The 13,902-nt window shown below is 37.2% G+C and carries 12 protein-coding genes; 4 read left to right on the forward strand and 8 right to left on the reverse strand.

All coding sequences use genetic code 11. From position 1 onward, the window contains the following. The first annotated feature begins 227 nt into the window (after positions 1-227). Complete coding sequence (locus I9192_RS00335; protein WP_005034741.1) at positions 228-392, forward strand: ABZJ_00068 family colistin stress protein; 165 nt, start codon at positions 228-230, stop codon at positions 390-392. 8 nt (positions 393-400) lie between these two features. Here I9192_RS00335 and I9192_RS00340 read toward each other — a convergent pair whose 3' ends face one another. The 3 genes from I9192_RS00340 to nadC all read right to left on the reverse strand — a co-directional run bounded on the left by I9192_RS00340 (position 401) and on the right by nadC (position 4,606). Continuing rightward, on the reverse strand, positions 401-2,275 hold the full coding sequence (locus I9192_RS00340) for an LTA synthase family protein (protein WP_005034739.1): 1,875 nt from the start codon (positions 2,273-2,275) through the stop codon (positions 401-403). A gap of 172 nt (positions 2,276-2,447) precedes the next feature. Continuing rightward, entirely contained in the window at positions 2,448-3,611 is a 1,164-nt protein-coding gene (locus tag I9192_RS00345) for a tetratricopeptide repeat protein (protein WP_005034738.1), read from the reverse strand. Positions 3,612-3,760: 149 nt separating this feature from the next. Further along, positions 3,761-4,606, reverse strand: a complete 846-nt coding sequence (gene nadC / locus I9192_RS00350) for a carboxylating nicotinate-nucleotide diphosphorylase (RefSeq protein WP_005034737.1) — start codon at positions 4,604-4,606, stop codon at positions 3,761-3,763. 153 nt (positions 4,607-4,759) lie between these two features. Between nadC and ampD the strand changes: the two genes are divergently transcribed. Continuing rightward, positions 4,760-5,347, forward strand: a complete 588-nt coding sequence (gene ampD, locus I9192_RS00355) for a 1,6-anhydro-N-acetylmuramyl-L-alanine amidase AmpD (RefSeq protein ID WP_005034734.1) — start codon at positions 4,760-4,762, stop codon at positions 5,345-5,347. A 75-nt stretch (positions 5,348-5,422) separates the two neighbouring features. Then, a complete protein-coding gene (murJ, locus tag I9192_RS00360; protein WP_171067104.1) occupies positions 5,423-6,973 on the forward strand; it encodes a murein biosynthesis integral membrane protein MurJ in 1,551 nt (516 codons plus the stop codon). A gap of 76 nt (positions 6,974-7,049) precedes the next feature. On the opposite strand, the gene I9192_RS00365 is transcribed toward murJ, so the two are convergent. The 5 genes from I9192_RS00365 to I9192_RS00385 all read right to left on the reverse strand — a co-directional run bounded on the left by I9192_RS00365 (position 7,050) and on the right by I9192_RS00385 (position 12,434). After that, the gene (locus tag I9192_RS00365; RefSeq protein WP_005034729.1) at positions 7,050-7,739 is read right to left on the reverse strand and encodes an FKBP-type peptidyl-prolyl cis-trans isomerase; all 690 of its coding nucleotides are present in this window, start codon (positions 7,737-7,739) and stop codon (positions 7,050-7,052) included. Between the two features lie 47 nt (positions 7,740-7,786). Next, entirely contained in the window at positions 7,787-8,497 is a 711-nt protein-coding gene (locus I9192_RS00370; protein ID WP_058972003.1) for an FKBP-type peptidyl-prolyl cis-trans isomerase, read from the reverse strand. 189 nt (positions 8,498-8,686) lie between these two features. Next, positions 8,687-10,882 carry a polysaccharide biosynthesis tyrosine autokinase gene (locus tag I9192_RS00375; RefSeq protein ID WP_005034723.1) on the reverse strand — a complete coding sequence of 732 codons (2,196 nt, stop codon included), beginning with the start codon at positions 10,880-10,882 and terminating at the stop codon, positions 8,687-8,689. 21 nt (positions 10,883-10,903) lie between these two features. Further along, the gene (locus I9192_RS00380) at positions 10,904-11,332 is read right to left on the reverse strand and encodes a low molecular weight protein-tyrosine-phosphatase (RefSeq protein ID WP_005034721.1); all 429 of its coding nucleotides are present in this window, start codon (positions 11,330-11,332) and stop codon (positions 10,904-10,906) included. A 1-nt stretch (position 11,333) separates the two neighbouring features. After that, positions 11,334-12,434 (reverse strand): polysaccharide biosynthesis/export family protein, encoded by a 1,101-nt coding sequence (locus I9192_RS00385; RefSeq protein ID WP_005034719.1) that lies wholly within the window; start codon positions 12,432-12,434, stop codon positions 11,334-11,336. 389 nt (positions 12,435-12,823) lie between these two features. On the opposite strand from I9192_RS00385, the gene rfbB reads away from it, so the two are divergent. After that, entirely contained in the window at positions 12,824-13,894 is a 1,071-nt protein-coding gene (gene rfbB / locus I9192_RS00390) for a dTDP-glucose 4,6-dehydratase (protein ID WP_005034717.1), read from the forward strand. Positions 13,895-13,902: the final 8 nt, after the last annotated feature.

A 13,902-nucleotide genomic window follows, 5' to 3' on the forward strand; every position in this document is an offset into this window, starting at 1 on the left:
TTGATTGTTCAGCTTGAAATAAGGTGCGTTTTGCACCTTATTTTTTGAGTTGATCAAAGACCACATTATTTGCGCAAAATTACATGTTTAAGCTTCCAATCATCTATTTACTTCAATAGATACATAAATCAGCACAATGTCCTATGTTTTATCTACAGAGTCTTCAAGGGTTTTGAAACAAGTCTTTTTAGAATAGGTGAAATTTTATTGAGTTGTTGGGGCATTTTATGAAAATTCTGATTTTTCTATTTGCAGTGATTACTTTTATGTTGATGGCAGGAGATCCTCGCCGGGAGGATTTTGAAAGCAAAGAATTTGAAGTCAAAAACAATGATCAACAACAGCAGATTGAACAAAAAGTTGATCAGAAAGATTCAGCAGAATCTTCCTGAACCAACCATTAGCTTTCAGCTTTCGATTTTAAAATCTGGTAAGTAAAGTTCTTGCCATTCAAGACATCCATATTCATGTCTTTGTACTGCTGTAAAATCTCAGCTTGATTAAATTCACAAGATTTTTGTGTCTGTATACCTGTTTGATGAACAGTGCGATAACAAGAGCTGACATTGTTCACAAAGCGATAATAGGGTGAAAGGGGAACATGTGCTGCTTCAAGCACTTTAGGTGCAAGGAAGTGTGCAGCAACAAAAGGTCCTTTAAATTGCTTTCGGTCAATAGGAAAGTTTGCCCATACAGCAAGTGGTGTTTCAAAGAAACGCACATCTTTCTTTTCAGCTTTTTCTTGTTCAGATTTAAAAAAGCCATATTCATCATATACTTTTTGTAAATTTGGCAAATGATCACCAAAGAATATGACAATCGTAGGACGCTCAAGCTGTTTGACATTTTCAATCAGCATTTTCAATTTATCATCTGCACGCTGCATCCCTGTTAAATAGGTATTCAGTGCACGTTTACTGTTATCGCTGATGCCGTCTTTGGTGATTTTAAAATGGTCTTTACCAAAACGATCATCGCTATACATCGGATGGTTTTCAACACTGATCGCATAGATAAATTGCGGTTTATCTGTATTCTTCAGTTGATTTTCAATACTGCTATAAATCAAATCATCTGTTGCCCAACCTGCAGCATTGATATATTTGGCACGGTCAGCCATGTTGATCATATTTTCAATCGAGGTAAAACGGTTGAAACCTAGATTTTGATAAACAGCGCTACGGTTATAAAAATATTTACCATTATTATGCATAGCTGTTGTTTCATAACCTAAGCTATTTAAATACATCGGCAATGAGTAGGTTGGGCGTTTGAGCTTTGATACATAAGCCAATTCATTGTGATTTAAATAGGTATTTAAACTGGTCAATACTTCAAATTCAACATTGGCAGTACCACCCCCAAAGCTTGGAGAAAGTACAGTAGAAACCTGATTTTTATTGATTGTTGGGGTGATATTCCGAGGAATGCTTTTGTCTAATTTTGTAGCATCCCAATGCGACTCACTCATGACAAAAATAATATTGGGCAGTTGTTGCTGAGACTGATCCTCGGATTCTAGATTCGATGTTGTCGCTTGTTGATTCTCATCCATCATCGGTTGATAAAGCGTCGCCACTTTTTCTTCAGGAATCACTTCAGTTTGGAATATTTTATTGTTTAAGCCATCCACGGTCTTAGAAAAGAAGAATGTTGGAAATCCCAAATATCGAATAGTTAAATGATCACCAATCCAATCACCACGTGTATTGGGTAAGTATTGTGCATACTGACAAATCGAATTTTTTGCAGCATTGGCGCAGGATTCACTAAAATTATTTTTAAAATTAGCAGTAATAAAAAATCCAAGAATCGCAAAAGATAGAATGCTATTGGTTAAGAGTAAGGGTTTACTACCTAATTTTTCTTTACGGTATAAAAATACAAACAATGCAATAAACACCGCGATAGCAGCAAAAACAGCAATTTTTAATAAGATGGGGGAAGCAATAAAGGTTTCTTTAAATAATAAAAAATCACTAGGGACTAAGCTGGCTGAAAGATATTGCTCTTTTTTAATGTTGATAAAACTGAGTAAAAAAATAATAAATTGGCTCAGTAAAATCGTTGCAAAGGTTTTTCTTAAAATTAAATAGAATAAGCTGATGAAAGCATAATTCAGTAAGATAGAAAAAGCATATTTATACAGGCGTGGCTTTAGATAGATGTCACGTAATTGAAAGAAACGCGTGATATCTTCTTGGTATAAGAAAAAAGCAAATACTGATAAAAAAGCGACAAGTAAAAACAAAACTTGTTGTTTCAACGTCTTCATCGGCCTAATTTTAGCAAAGTCTTGGAGAGCCAAAAATTATAGGCTGATTCAGGCAATTATTCTATGTAAAAACTGTCTATTTTGTAAGCAAATTAAACTTTTTAACTAAAATTTTGACTGAGTTAACCAAGATAAAAGCCCAAAGAAATGACTCATTTTTTGGGCTTAAGATTTAACGGCTTACTCGTTGTATTGCTTCATTATAAGTCTCACTTGGCTTGTATTGATTTGCCAATTGATAATGATGTTTGGCTTGGGCAAAATCCTGGTTATTTTCATAGATTTTACCCATATTATAATGAGAATACGCTTTGGTATTGTCATTGGTCGCCAAAGCAATCGCTTTTTGATTTGCCCATAATGCTTCTGAGGCACGATTGAGTTTTTGATAGGCCACGGCAAGATTACTATAGGTTTGGCCAACATTCGGATTGTAGTCAATTGATTGTTGATAGAGCATGGCTGCTTGTTCAATCTGATTATTTTTATAAGCTTTATCTGCATTTAGGTTGAGCGTTTTAGCTCGCTTCTGTGCATCAGTAGAAACAGGAACTATATTTACCCGTGTAGTTTGATTTTGATAATTCGAGATGCTTGAACCAACTTGACTGGCATTCACGGTGGTTCCAGAAATACGGTTGATGTCTTGAATTTCGCCTTCTGGGCTAATTCGGAAGACAGTCCATAAATTCCCGGTTTGACCTGTCGGGATATAATAGGAACGAATCAGCGACTCTCCTGCATAGACCATGACTTTGGCTTGGCTATTGGATAGATTGTTTGTGTTGGGTCGATCACGATCTGAAAAATCATGCACTGAATAAACGTAATATTGACCTTCAAGACGTTGATCAATGGTGACGGTTTCTGGACCATAAGAGTCAGTATCATCGACATCTAGATTTGCTGATAAGCCTTGTTTACTGTCCCAGTAAACATGCTGATTTTTATAACTTAAATGTGAATCAAGATCCAAAGGATTTTTGCCCCAGTTCAGGACAATACGCATACTGTTTAAATCTTTAAGCACAGGGCTGAGTGCATAGGTCATACCATCACATGGGCATTTTGCCACAAGTGTTGAATAACCTGATTTTTTGATAATCAGTAAATTATCAGCGCCGTCTGCACCATTGCTATTGACTGTACTTCGTCCATCGACATTGGTAGAGCTTGAGGCAGAGTGTTCACCATTCTTTTGTAAAATCACTTCGGCATTGGCAATATTTTGATCTTTGACGGTTGCACTTAACACATGAACATTGACGGTGTCTGCATGGCTGAAAATCGGAATCGCTAAAGCGAGGAGTGATGAAGATAGAATATGATTTTTCATTGTTTATCTCTTATCTATACAGATGATTTATTGATTATTTAAAGTATATTGAGCATAAAAGTAGCTGATTATTTATTCACTGATCGTTATATTTTGTAATAAAAAAAGCAGTACCGTGGTACTGCTTGATCAAGAGATATTCCGAGTATTTAGCCATTAAAACGCATTGATAAATCAATAGCTTTAACATCTTTAGTTAAGACACCCATTGAAATATAGTCCACACCGGTTTGCGCCACTTCAGTTAAAGTCTCTAAGGTGATATTGCCTGAAGCCTCTAATTTACAACGTCCCGCAACATGCTTAACTGCATCGATCATTTGCTGTTGGCTAAAGTTATCTAACATCACAATGTCAGCTTGAGCTTCAAGGGCTTGATTCAGTTCATCCCATGTTTCAACTTCAACTTCAACGGGCTTGTTGGGTGCAATTTGACGTGCTTTGGCGATCGCCTGTGCAATTCCACCTGCTGCCATGATATGGTTTTCTTTAATTAAGAAAGCATCAAATAAGCCCAAACGATGATTTTGTCCACCTCCTACACCCACCGCATATTTTTGTGCAATGCGTAAACCGGGTAGGGTTTTGCGTGTATCCAAAAGTTTGGTTGCTGTGCCTTCCAGATATTTTACATATGCTGCAGTTTTAGTTGCGACAGCAGATAAAGTCTGAACAAAATTCAATGCTGGGCGTTCCACTGTCAGTAAACTACGTGCAGAACCTGCCAATTGATAGATCGTTTCATTGGCTTTGACGACATCGCCATCATTTTTCAACCAAGTGATTTTTACTGTTGGATCGTAGGCTTTAATCAAGGCATTCACCCAAGGTTGCCCAGCAAGAACCATGTCTTCACGTGAAATAATCGTTGCTGTTGCTTGCTCATCTTCTGGCGTGAGTAGGGCGGTGATATCCGCATCGCCAATATCTTCTTGGAGTGCTTGTTGAATATTAATTTGAATCGATTGTTCAAGCAAAGCTTCAGGTATGCTCATGGATATCCCTATTGTTGTCGCCCTTAAAAACTGAGCGATATATTAGCATTGTCATTGCAAGTTTGAAGAAGTTTTTATTTTATATGGATGAGAGTACACTAAAATATTGAAATTCGCTTTGTTGAAAATAAACAAGCCCTGTAGGAATAAGATATGCAATCGGCATCAAGGTTTCAGGTCGTAAATGGTCAATTGATTGGCGCAAGACAAGTTCCATCTCCAAATTATAATCAACGTCCCGAAAATACTGAGATTCAGCTGATTGTCATTCATAATATCAGTTTGCCGCCATCACAGTTCGGTGGTGGATATATCGAACAATTTTTTCAAAATCAATTAGATTGGTCAATTCATCCTTATTTTCAAACCATTCAAGGGATGCAAGTTTCTACCCACTTATTGATATTAAGAACAGGCGAGATTATCCAGTTTGTTAATTTTAATGATCGTGCTTGGCATGCAGGACGTTCATCATATTTGGGGAAAGTGGAGTGTAATGACTATTCCATTGGCATTGAATTGGAAGGCAGTGACGATCTCGACTTTGAAGAAGTGCAATATCAACAGCTCGTTGATGTGGTAGCTGCTTTGCAACAAGCTTATCCGAAGACTGATCATCATTTAGCAGGGCATTCAGATATTGCCCCAGGTCGGAAAACAGATCCTGGAACACACTTTGAATGGCAACGTTTTCGGGAAGATTTGACACAGAAAAAATTCAGTATCGAAAAAGATGGCTAAAATAGATTTCTGTTTATGATTTAACAACGCAATTTTGAGAATATTTAATTACAATAGCGACTTTATTTTAACTAGGTGAATACGATGGCGCTGTGGCGATCCACCTTTATTGTTAGTGCAATGACCATGCTGTCTCGAGTCTTGGGTTTGGTACGAGACATGGTCCTACTCAATGTCTTTGGTGCAGGTAAAGATTTTGACACATTCGTTGTTGCCTTTCGTATTCCCAATTTTTTCAGGCGATTATTTGCTGAAGGGGCTTTTTCTCAAGCATTTATTCCAGTCCTCACTGAATATAAAACTACAAAACTGCATGCTGAAGTGCAAATTTTGATTAGTCGAGTGTTTGGTTGTTTGTTAATGGTGATGTCATTATTAACGCTAATCAGTATGATTATTGCACCTGTCATTTTGTATGTTTACGCACCTGGCTTCCACAGTGACCCTGCTAAATTTGACCTTGCTGTCGATATGTTTCGTTTGACGATTCCATATCTGATGTTTATGTCATTGACCGCTTTTGCCAGCAGTATTTTAAACAGTTACGGTTCTTTTGCTTCACCTGCGTTCTCACCTGTGCTGCTCAACGTTGCGATGATTGCAGGGGCTTGGTGGTTAACACCTTATATGGCAGAGCCGATTATGGCCTTAGGTTGGGCTGTGGTTGCAGCAGGGGTTTTACAACTTGCGATACAAATTCCTGAACTTTGGAAGAAAAAATTACTGATTCCACCTAAAGTTGATTTTAAACATGAGGGTGTGGACCGAATCTTAAAGCTGATGTTACCTGCTTTATTTGGGGTCTCGGTGACGCAGATTAACTTGTTACTGAATACAATCTGGGCATCGTTTATGCAAGATGGTTCTGTATCTTGGTTATATAGCGCAGAGCGTATGACTGAATTGCCTCTAGGGCTGATCGGTGTGGCGATTGGTACCGTGATTCTTCCTTCGCTTTCGGTGAGTAAAGCTGAACAAGATCAAGCCAAGTTCCGTAGAATGTTAGATTGGGCTGCACGTGTGATTGTTCTGGTGGGTGTTCCTGCCAGTATTGCATTATTTATGCTGTCTACCCCAATTATTCAAGCACTTTTCCAGCATGGTGCTTTCGATGCACGTGATACACAGATGACTGCATTGGCTTTGCAATGTATGAGTGGCGGTGTATTGGCATTTATGTTGATTAAAGTCTTTGCACCAGGTTTCTATGCGATTCAGGATACCAAAACCCCTGTACGCGTTGGACTAATGGCCGTTGCTGCTAATGCCATTTTAAATATTATCTTTATTGGTATTTTTAAATTAATTAATTGGCAAGCAGAGCATATGGCTTTAGCGATTGCATCATCTGGTTCAGCTTTGGTGAATGCCGGGATGTTGTATTTTTATTTGCATAAAAAAGACATTTTCCGTTTTGGCGCACATTGGAAAAAACTTTTCATTCAGTTTGCGATTGCCAATATCGCCATGATCGCAGCGTTATGGTGCGCTTTAACTTGGTATGATGGTAGCGTTTCTCAATGGATCCGGATTCTTGAAGTAGTGGGTTTATGTCTGGTCGGCGTAATTGCTTATGCTGTTGCTTTACTTGCATCGGGGTTTAGACCAAGACATTTAAAGCATTAACGATAAGATTGATGCTTATTAGAAATAAAAAACATCGCAGATTAAGCGATGTTTTTTAATATTTATACTGAAGAAACTAAGGTAACACTTTCAACAGTTCTACATCAAAGATTAAGGTACTGTCTGGTCCAATCGCATCACCTGCACCCATGTCTCCATAGGCGAGTTTTGCTGGAATAAAGAAGCGATATTTAGCACCTTCTTTCATCAATTGTAACCCTTCAGTCCAGCCTTGAATGACTTGGCTGACTTGGAATTCAACAGCTTCATTGCGTGCAAACGAACTATCAAATACAGTGCCATCCAGTAAGCGACCTTCATAATTGACAGATACTTTAGACTTTGCTGAAGGTGATTTTCCAGTTCCTTGTTGCAAGATACTGTACTGTAAACCACTTGGGCGTGTAATCACCCCTGCTTTTTTTGCATTTTCAGCAAGAAATTTTTCACCGAGTTGCGCATTTTCATCAGCCGCTTTTTTAAATTCTAGTAACTGTTTAGCTTCAGTCTGCTGTTTATATTGCGCTAATGCTTTGGCCATTTCTTCATCGGTCAATGCAGCTTTTTGACCTGTAGATCCTTCTTTAATCCCTTGAATAAAGGCATCTAAATTGATCTGTTTAAGTGTATCAGCATTGCTACGCCCCATGACATAACCATAGCTGTAGCCAAGTTGATCTTGCTGAGTGCTTTTATTGTTAATGGGTGTAGCAAAAGCAACGCTACTTAGTAAACTCATACTGAGTGCAATCAGTGTCTTTTTCATAATTAAAAATCCAAAAAAGGAGAGTAAACCTCTCCTTTTTTTAAACGTTATTTCACTTGAATCAGTTCAACATCAAAAATGAGTGTACTGTTTGGAGGAATCGTTCCAGGCACACCTTGCTCACCATACGCCAATTTTGCAGGAATATACAAGGTCGCTTTACCGCCTTCTTTCATCAGTTGTAAACCTTCAGTCCACCCTGGAATCACTTGGTTTAAAGGAAACTCAACGGGTTGACCACGGTCATAAGAGCTATCAAACACTTTACCGTCTAAAAGTTGACCTTTGTAATGCACTGTGACTTGTGAAGTCGCAGATGGCTGTTTGCCTGTGCCTTCTTTGGTGATTTTATATTGCAATCCTGAAGCAGTTGTTTTAACACCTTCTTTCTTTGCATTTTCTGCTAAGAAAGCATCACTTGATGCATTAGACTGTTTCGTTTGTTGCAATTGCTTTTGTTGCATTTCTTTTTGAAACTCAACATAGGCCTTTTGTAGTTCTTCATCGGTATAGGCTCGTTGCTTTTTCGCATGACCATCACGAATACCATTGATAAAGGTATTGACATCAACTTCTGGAGGAGTTTGGCTGGCAACTTCATAACCAAGCGCATAACTGATTTTTTCTACAGGTTTTGCGTCTTTTGACATTGAATGACTACTGTTTACATCAGCAGGGTGTTGAGATGCATAATAAACAGGAACAAGTGCAGCACCACCTAAGATTACAGCGATTGCGATGGGTAAGGCTTTACTCATAAAAATTTCCAAATTTTAATCTTTTAACAAGTTCATTTACAGATGAACATAAACTGCTCAAGCATATAACTTCTTTAGTCTAAACGATATAGTTATCTGAGCTGAACAACTAAAAATATACAGTTATATTGCCCATTGACCCAGCATAAAAAAACCAGAATGAATCTGGCTTTTTTGTCTTATTTAAAATTAATCATCTTTAGTAGATGTATAAGCATAAGCGTAATTATAGCCATAATTACCACCAGCTGTGGCTTGAACATCGTTGAGAATAATCCCATTCACTTTGCTTCCTGCCTGTTCAAAGCGATTCACAGTCAGCTCCAACTCTTTCATCTGTGTTTTGGCATAGCGCGCAACCACCAAGTTGACACCTGCAAATTGTGAAATGATGATACCGTCCGTCACCGCCAAGATCGGTGGTGTATCAATAATAATATGATCATATTGCTGAGACAGTAGTGAAAGCAATTCACTAAAACGCGGTGAACTCAGCATTTCAGCTGCATTACCTTGATTTTTACCACGAGGCAGAAAATCTAGATGACTTACAGTGCTTGAATGGACAATACATTGTTCTAAAGAACTTTGATTGGTTAGATATTCAGTTAAACCTGGCGCCGTATCATGGTCAAAGTATTTATGTAAATAACCACGACGAATATCGGCATCAATCAAAAGGACTTTTTTATTACCTTGCGCAAAAATTGCGGCAAGGTTGGTTGAGATAAAGGATTTACCAATTTCTGGTGCAGGTCCTGAAATCGCAATGATATTATTTTTAGCGTTGTTCAATGCAAAATGGATGGTTGTACGAATACTGCGTAAACTTTCAATTGCAATGTCTTCACTATTCTTAACTGCAAGGATCGGAATCGACTTTTTCTTTTTCAGCAATTGTACTCGGCTTTCCTGAATCGGAGAGCGGGGCACAGTTGCATAAACCGGTAAATCAAGTTCATTTTCGATACGAGAAGAATCTTTAATGCCCGATGCAAGCATATTACGAAGTAGAGCAATCAGTACACCAATAAAACCACCTACAAAAATAGAAAGAATCAGTACAATCAATTTTTTAGGCTTAATTGGTTTTACAGGTTCGACAGCGGTATCAATAATACGGACATTACCAATTTCACCTGCTTTTACAATTTTTAATTGCTGATAGCTGTTTAATAAAGAGGTGTAAAGTTCAGTATTGACTTTAACATCACGATACAGTTGTAAGTACAGACGTTGTGTTTCAGGCAAACGTTTAATCGCTTGATTCAACTCAGTCGATTTTTTTTGAATTGCCGCAAGTTGTGCGTTGATCTCGGTCATCAGCGGATGATCAGGGGTGTATTTGGCCGAGTATTCCGCTTGCTTTTGCTTTAACTCAATACGCATTTTTTCCAATTCAACATTTTGCTTTAACATCAACTCTGATTCTTGAGTGACATCAACGGTGTTGTATTGTTCACGAAATTTATTAAATTTAATTTCGGATTCTTCAAGCTGTTGCTTTAGTTCTGGCAATTGCTGATCAAGGAAACTTAAGGTTTGTTTAGATTCTAGGGTTTTACGTTCAATATTTTGTTGATGGTAAACATTAAGGATATGATTTAACACTTGAGTAATATGTTGCTGATCTCCACCACTGTAACTTAGTCCAATCACCCCCGTCATTTTACCTTTTTCTGCAACAGAATAGCTTTCTTGCATCAGTTTCACAGCAGAAGGAAGTGCAAATTTAGTAATTGTAAAATCTTGCTGGAACGGTGTTGAGCTATTGATTTGGATAGACCACAGACCTTTGCTGTCTTGAGTTTGATTAAGCTGATTAAGAGTGCCTTTAAACACAACTTGATCTTGATAACTTAGATTAAACTGATTTTTATCGATAAAATGTAATGTTAGCTTTTTATCATAATAATATTGTGGAACATCAAACTTTAAAATAGAAAAACTAGATTGATTTTTCTTAAAATCAACAGTTTGAGCAGTATAAGTGAGTTTTGTTTTGTCTTTAGAAATTAATCGATGTAAAAAAGTATCAGCATTGTCTTGGATTTGAATATCTAGATTTAAATCTTTGATGACTTTTCCAAGTACCAGACGTGAATTTAAGATCTCAATTTCAGCATCGGCAGGAGATTTTTGTCCTAAACCGCCCGCTACATCTTTAAGTTCACCCATAAGCGCTGCTGATGCGGCACTTTTACCATCTTCCACTTGTACCATTGCATCTGTGGAGTAAACTGGGGAGGTGACACGTAAATAAAGTAGCGCACAGATCAAACTTAAAATGATACAAAGCGCAATCACTTTCCATTGGGCGATTAAAGAGAAAAACAACTCTTTTAAGTCAATCGTATCATCATTAGTTTTTGAATTTTGATTCATAGGTAAACAACTAATTAAAATTTATAGATGTGATTGCCAATCTTTGGCATAGGCTTGGATATTTTTACATGTTTCATCAAAAAAAGCTTGATCATGTTGGTAAGGATCAGGCACATTTTGACCTTGCCAATGTCCTAGACGAAACACTTTACCTTTAGCAAATGGCCATTTTTGTTCAATATGTTGAGACTGATTTTTACTCATCACCAAGATCAAATCTGCTTTTTTGATTAGTTCTGCATTAATTTGTCGTGCAATATGACTACGCATATCAATACTTAAAGCATCCATACAAGCAATGGCTTTATCATCTGCACTATGTCCAACCATTGCGGAAAGACCAGCAGACTCAATACTTAAATTAGGGTGACTCTGCTTTAAAAAAAACTCTGCCATTGGGCTTCGACAAATATTGCCAATACAGACCACCAGTATATTTTGGATTTGCATCTTATTTACCCAGTTGGTCAAAGCTATATAAAGCACTTGAAAATGGAATAATTTGATTCATGATACGTTGCCAACGGGTTAAACCTGTAGCATCAATATAAACGATATCATTTTTTTGCATAGCAAATTGATTGGCTAAAGCCAAATTACCTAAACTACTTAAGTTAAGATGATAAATAGTCGATTGCTTGGTATTTAAGTCAGTACGCATGACATAAATTCGTGCGGCACTTGCTGAATAAGGACTAATGCCTTCACTTTCACCAAGTACATCACTCAAGGTCATGCCTTGATCACGTAAAGTCAGTGCTTGGCTTCGACTGGACTCACCCATCACATAAAGTTTTTGATCTTGTTTGGTATGGACGAAAATGGTGTCATTCGGTTGAATCAACAACTGATGTAGAGACAGTCCCTGTTTCTCTAACTGAATGGTATTTAAATTATAAGTTTGACCATTTCGAATCAGTTGAATATTTGTGGTATCACCTGTTTTAGTGTCTATACCACCGGCTTGACCTAATGCAGTATAGATACTGATCGGTTGGTCATTTAAAGTATATTGTCCACTACGCATGACTTGACCATTAACAAAATAACGACGCCCTTCATAAGACAGTACACGCACAACCACATCTGGATGTTTTAAATATTTTGCAAACTGATTGTGTAAAAAACGATTAGTTTCCGCTAAAGTTTTGCCTGCAATACGTACAGAACCTACTAAAGGGAGTTGAACATTGCCGTTTGAGTCAATTGGATAGCCTACAGCCTTGATGTTGGTTGCATCTTGAATAGGAGGTGTAATTTCAGGATATGCCCAAAGCTGAATAGAAAGAACATCCCCTGAACTTAAACGATAAGTATTTTGTTGATGATGAAACAATGAAGCAAGGTCGCTAGATTGGGCTTGATTGGTAATATTTAGACTTGGAATGGTGGTTTGGGTTAATTGAACAACTGAGAGTTCTGCACCTTGATCTGTTTTATATTGCCCTTGTTCTGGTAAATCATAGGTTTGAAGCCCTGAAGTGATTGCACAACCAGAAAATGAAATCGATATGGCTAAAATAGTCAACAGTGATGTGTACGGATACTTCACATTCAAAACCCTTATTTTATATTGCGTTGTTACTTAGAATTAAATCTTGAAGATGGATTGTAAGCTAAAAAACACAGGTTGGGTATCTTCTTATATCGCTGTAATTGTATTAAAACCGAAAAAGAACTGTGTTGAGTTGTATCTTTGCAATGATTTTTGAATATAGAAAGAATAAAGTGTCCCATACTAATCTTGAATGGCATGATATAGCGGCTAAATTACTTTGGATAAAAGCTTTTCATATATGATTTTAACTTGAGTTTAGATATAATCTTTACAGTTGTAAATGTGAGTAAAAGCACGCTTTGTGATCATACTTATATTGCATGAGTGAATGATATTGAAATACTTTAACGATATATTTATTAAAACGATTTGCAGGATTTTTTATGAGAGTTTTGGTGACTGGTGGTGCGGGTTTTATTGGATCAGCAGTGGTGCGACATATTATAAAAAACACCCAAAGTGAAGTGCTTAATATAGATAAATTAACCTATGCGGGTAATCTTGAGTCATTAAAAGAAATAGATACAGAACGTCGTTACCAATTCCAACAAATTGATATTTGCGATACAGAAAAATTAACGCAAGCTTTTGAAGTGTTTAAGCCTGATGTAGTCATGCATTTAGCGGCTGAGTCTCATGTGGATCGTTCGATTGATGGGCCAGCAGAGTTTATTAGTACGAATATCGTTGGGACCTATACACTTTTAGAAGTCGCTCGTAAATATTGGTTAACATTGTCCCAAGAACAAAAACAGACCTTTAGATTTCACCATATTTCAACGGATGAAGTATATGGTGATTTGGAAAATACAAGTGATCTTTTTACAGAGACAACCTCATATGCACCAAGCTCACCCTATTCTGCAAGTAAAGCCAGTTCAGATCATTTAGTTCGAGCATGGCAGAGAACTTATGGCTTACCCACCATTGTCACCAATTGCTCCAATAATTATGGTCCTTATCACTTTCCTGAAAAATTGATTCCATTGGTGATTTTAAATGCTTTAGATGGTAAAGCTTTACCTATCTATGGCAAGGGTGATCAAATTCGTGATTGGTTATTTGTCGAAGATCACGCGCGCGCACTCTATAAAGTTGTTACCGAAGGTGTGGTAGGTGAGACTTATAATATTGGTGGACACAATGAAAAACAAAATATTGAAGTGGTCAAAACGATTTGTAAAATTTTGGATGAGTTAAAACCGCAAATAAATAACCGACCTTACGAAACATTGATTACCTTTGTAAAAGATCGTCCTGGGCATGACTTACGTTATGCGATTGATGCAAGTAAGATTAAGCAAGATTTAGGCTGGGTTCCTGAGGAAAGTTTTGAAACAGGCATTCGTAAAACAGTTGAATGGTATTTGTCTAATCAGGATTGGGTTGAAAATGTTCAAAGTGGTGAATATAAAAATTGGGTCAAGCAACAATATCAATCTGAAAATGATTAAGCTTTGAA

It is taken from the genome of Acinetobacter bereziniae (assembly GCF_016576965.1).
Classification (GTDB): Bacteria; Pseudomonadota; Gammaproteobacteria; order Pseudomonadales; family Moraxellaceae; genus Acinetobacter; species Acinetobacter bereziniae.

Bases quoted from the DNA above. Each gene is read 5' to 3' on its own strand.
- I9192_RS00340 (WP_005034739.1), bottom strand. From the start codon at position 2,275: ATGAAGACGTTGAAACAACAAGTTTTGTTTTTACTTGTCGCTTTTTTA.
- I9192_RS00365 (WP_005034729.1), bottom strand. From the start codon at position 7,739: ATGAAAAAGACACTGATTGCACTCAGTATGAGTTTACTAAGTAGCGTT.
- nadC (WP_005034737.1), bottom strand. From the start codon at position 4,606: ATGAGCATACCTGAAGCTTTGCTTGAACAATCGATTCAAATTAATATT.
- I9192_RS00335 (WP_005034741.1), top strand. From the start codon at position 228: ATGAAAATTCTGATTTTTCTATTTGCAGTGATTACTTTTATGTTGATG.
- I9192_RS00345 (WP_005034738.1), bottom strand. From the start codon at position 3,611: ATGAAAAATCATATTCTATCTTCATCACTCCTCGCTTTAGCGATTCCG.
- I9192_RS00380 (WP_005034721.1), bottom strand. From the start codon at position 11,332: ATGCAAATCCAAAATATACTGGTGGTCTGTATTGGCAATATTTGTCGA.
- I9192_RS00375 (WP_005034723.1), bottom strand. From the start codon at position 10,882: ATGAATCAAAATTCAAAAACTAATGATGATACGATTGACTTAAAAGAG.
- rfbB (WP_005034717.1), top strand. From the start codon at position 12,824: ATGAGAGTTTTGGTGACTGGTGGTGCGGGTTTTATTGGATCAGCAGTG.
- I9192_RS00370 (WP_058972003.1), bottom strand. From the start codon at position 8,497: ATGAGTAAAGCCTTACCCATCGCAATCGCTGTAATCTTAGGTGGTGCT.
- ampD (WP_005034734.1), top strand. From the start codon at position 4,760: ATGCAATCGGCATCAAGGTTTCAGGTCGTAAATGGTCAATTGATTGGC.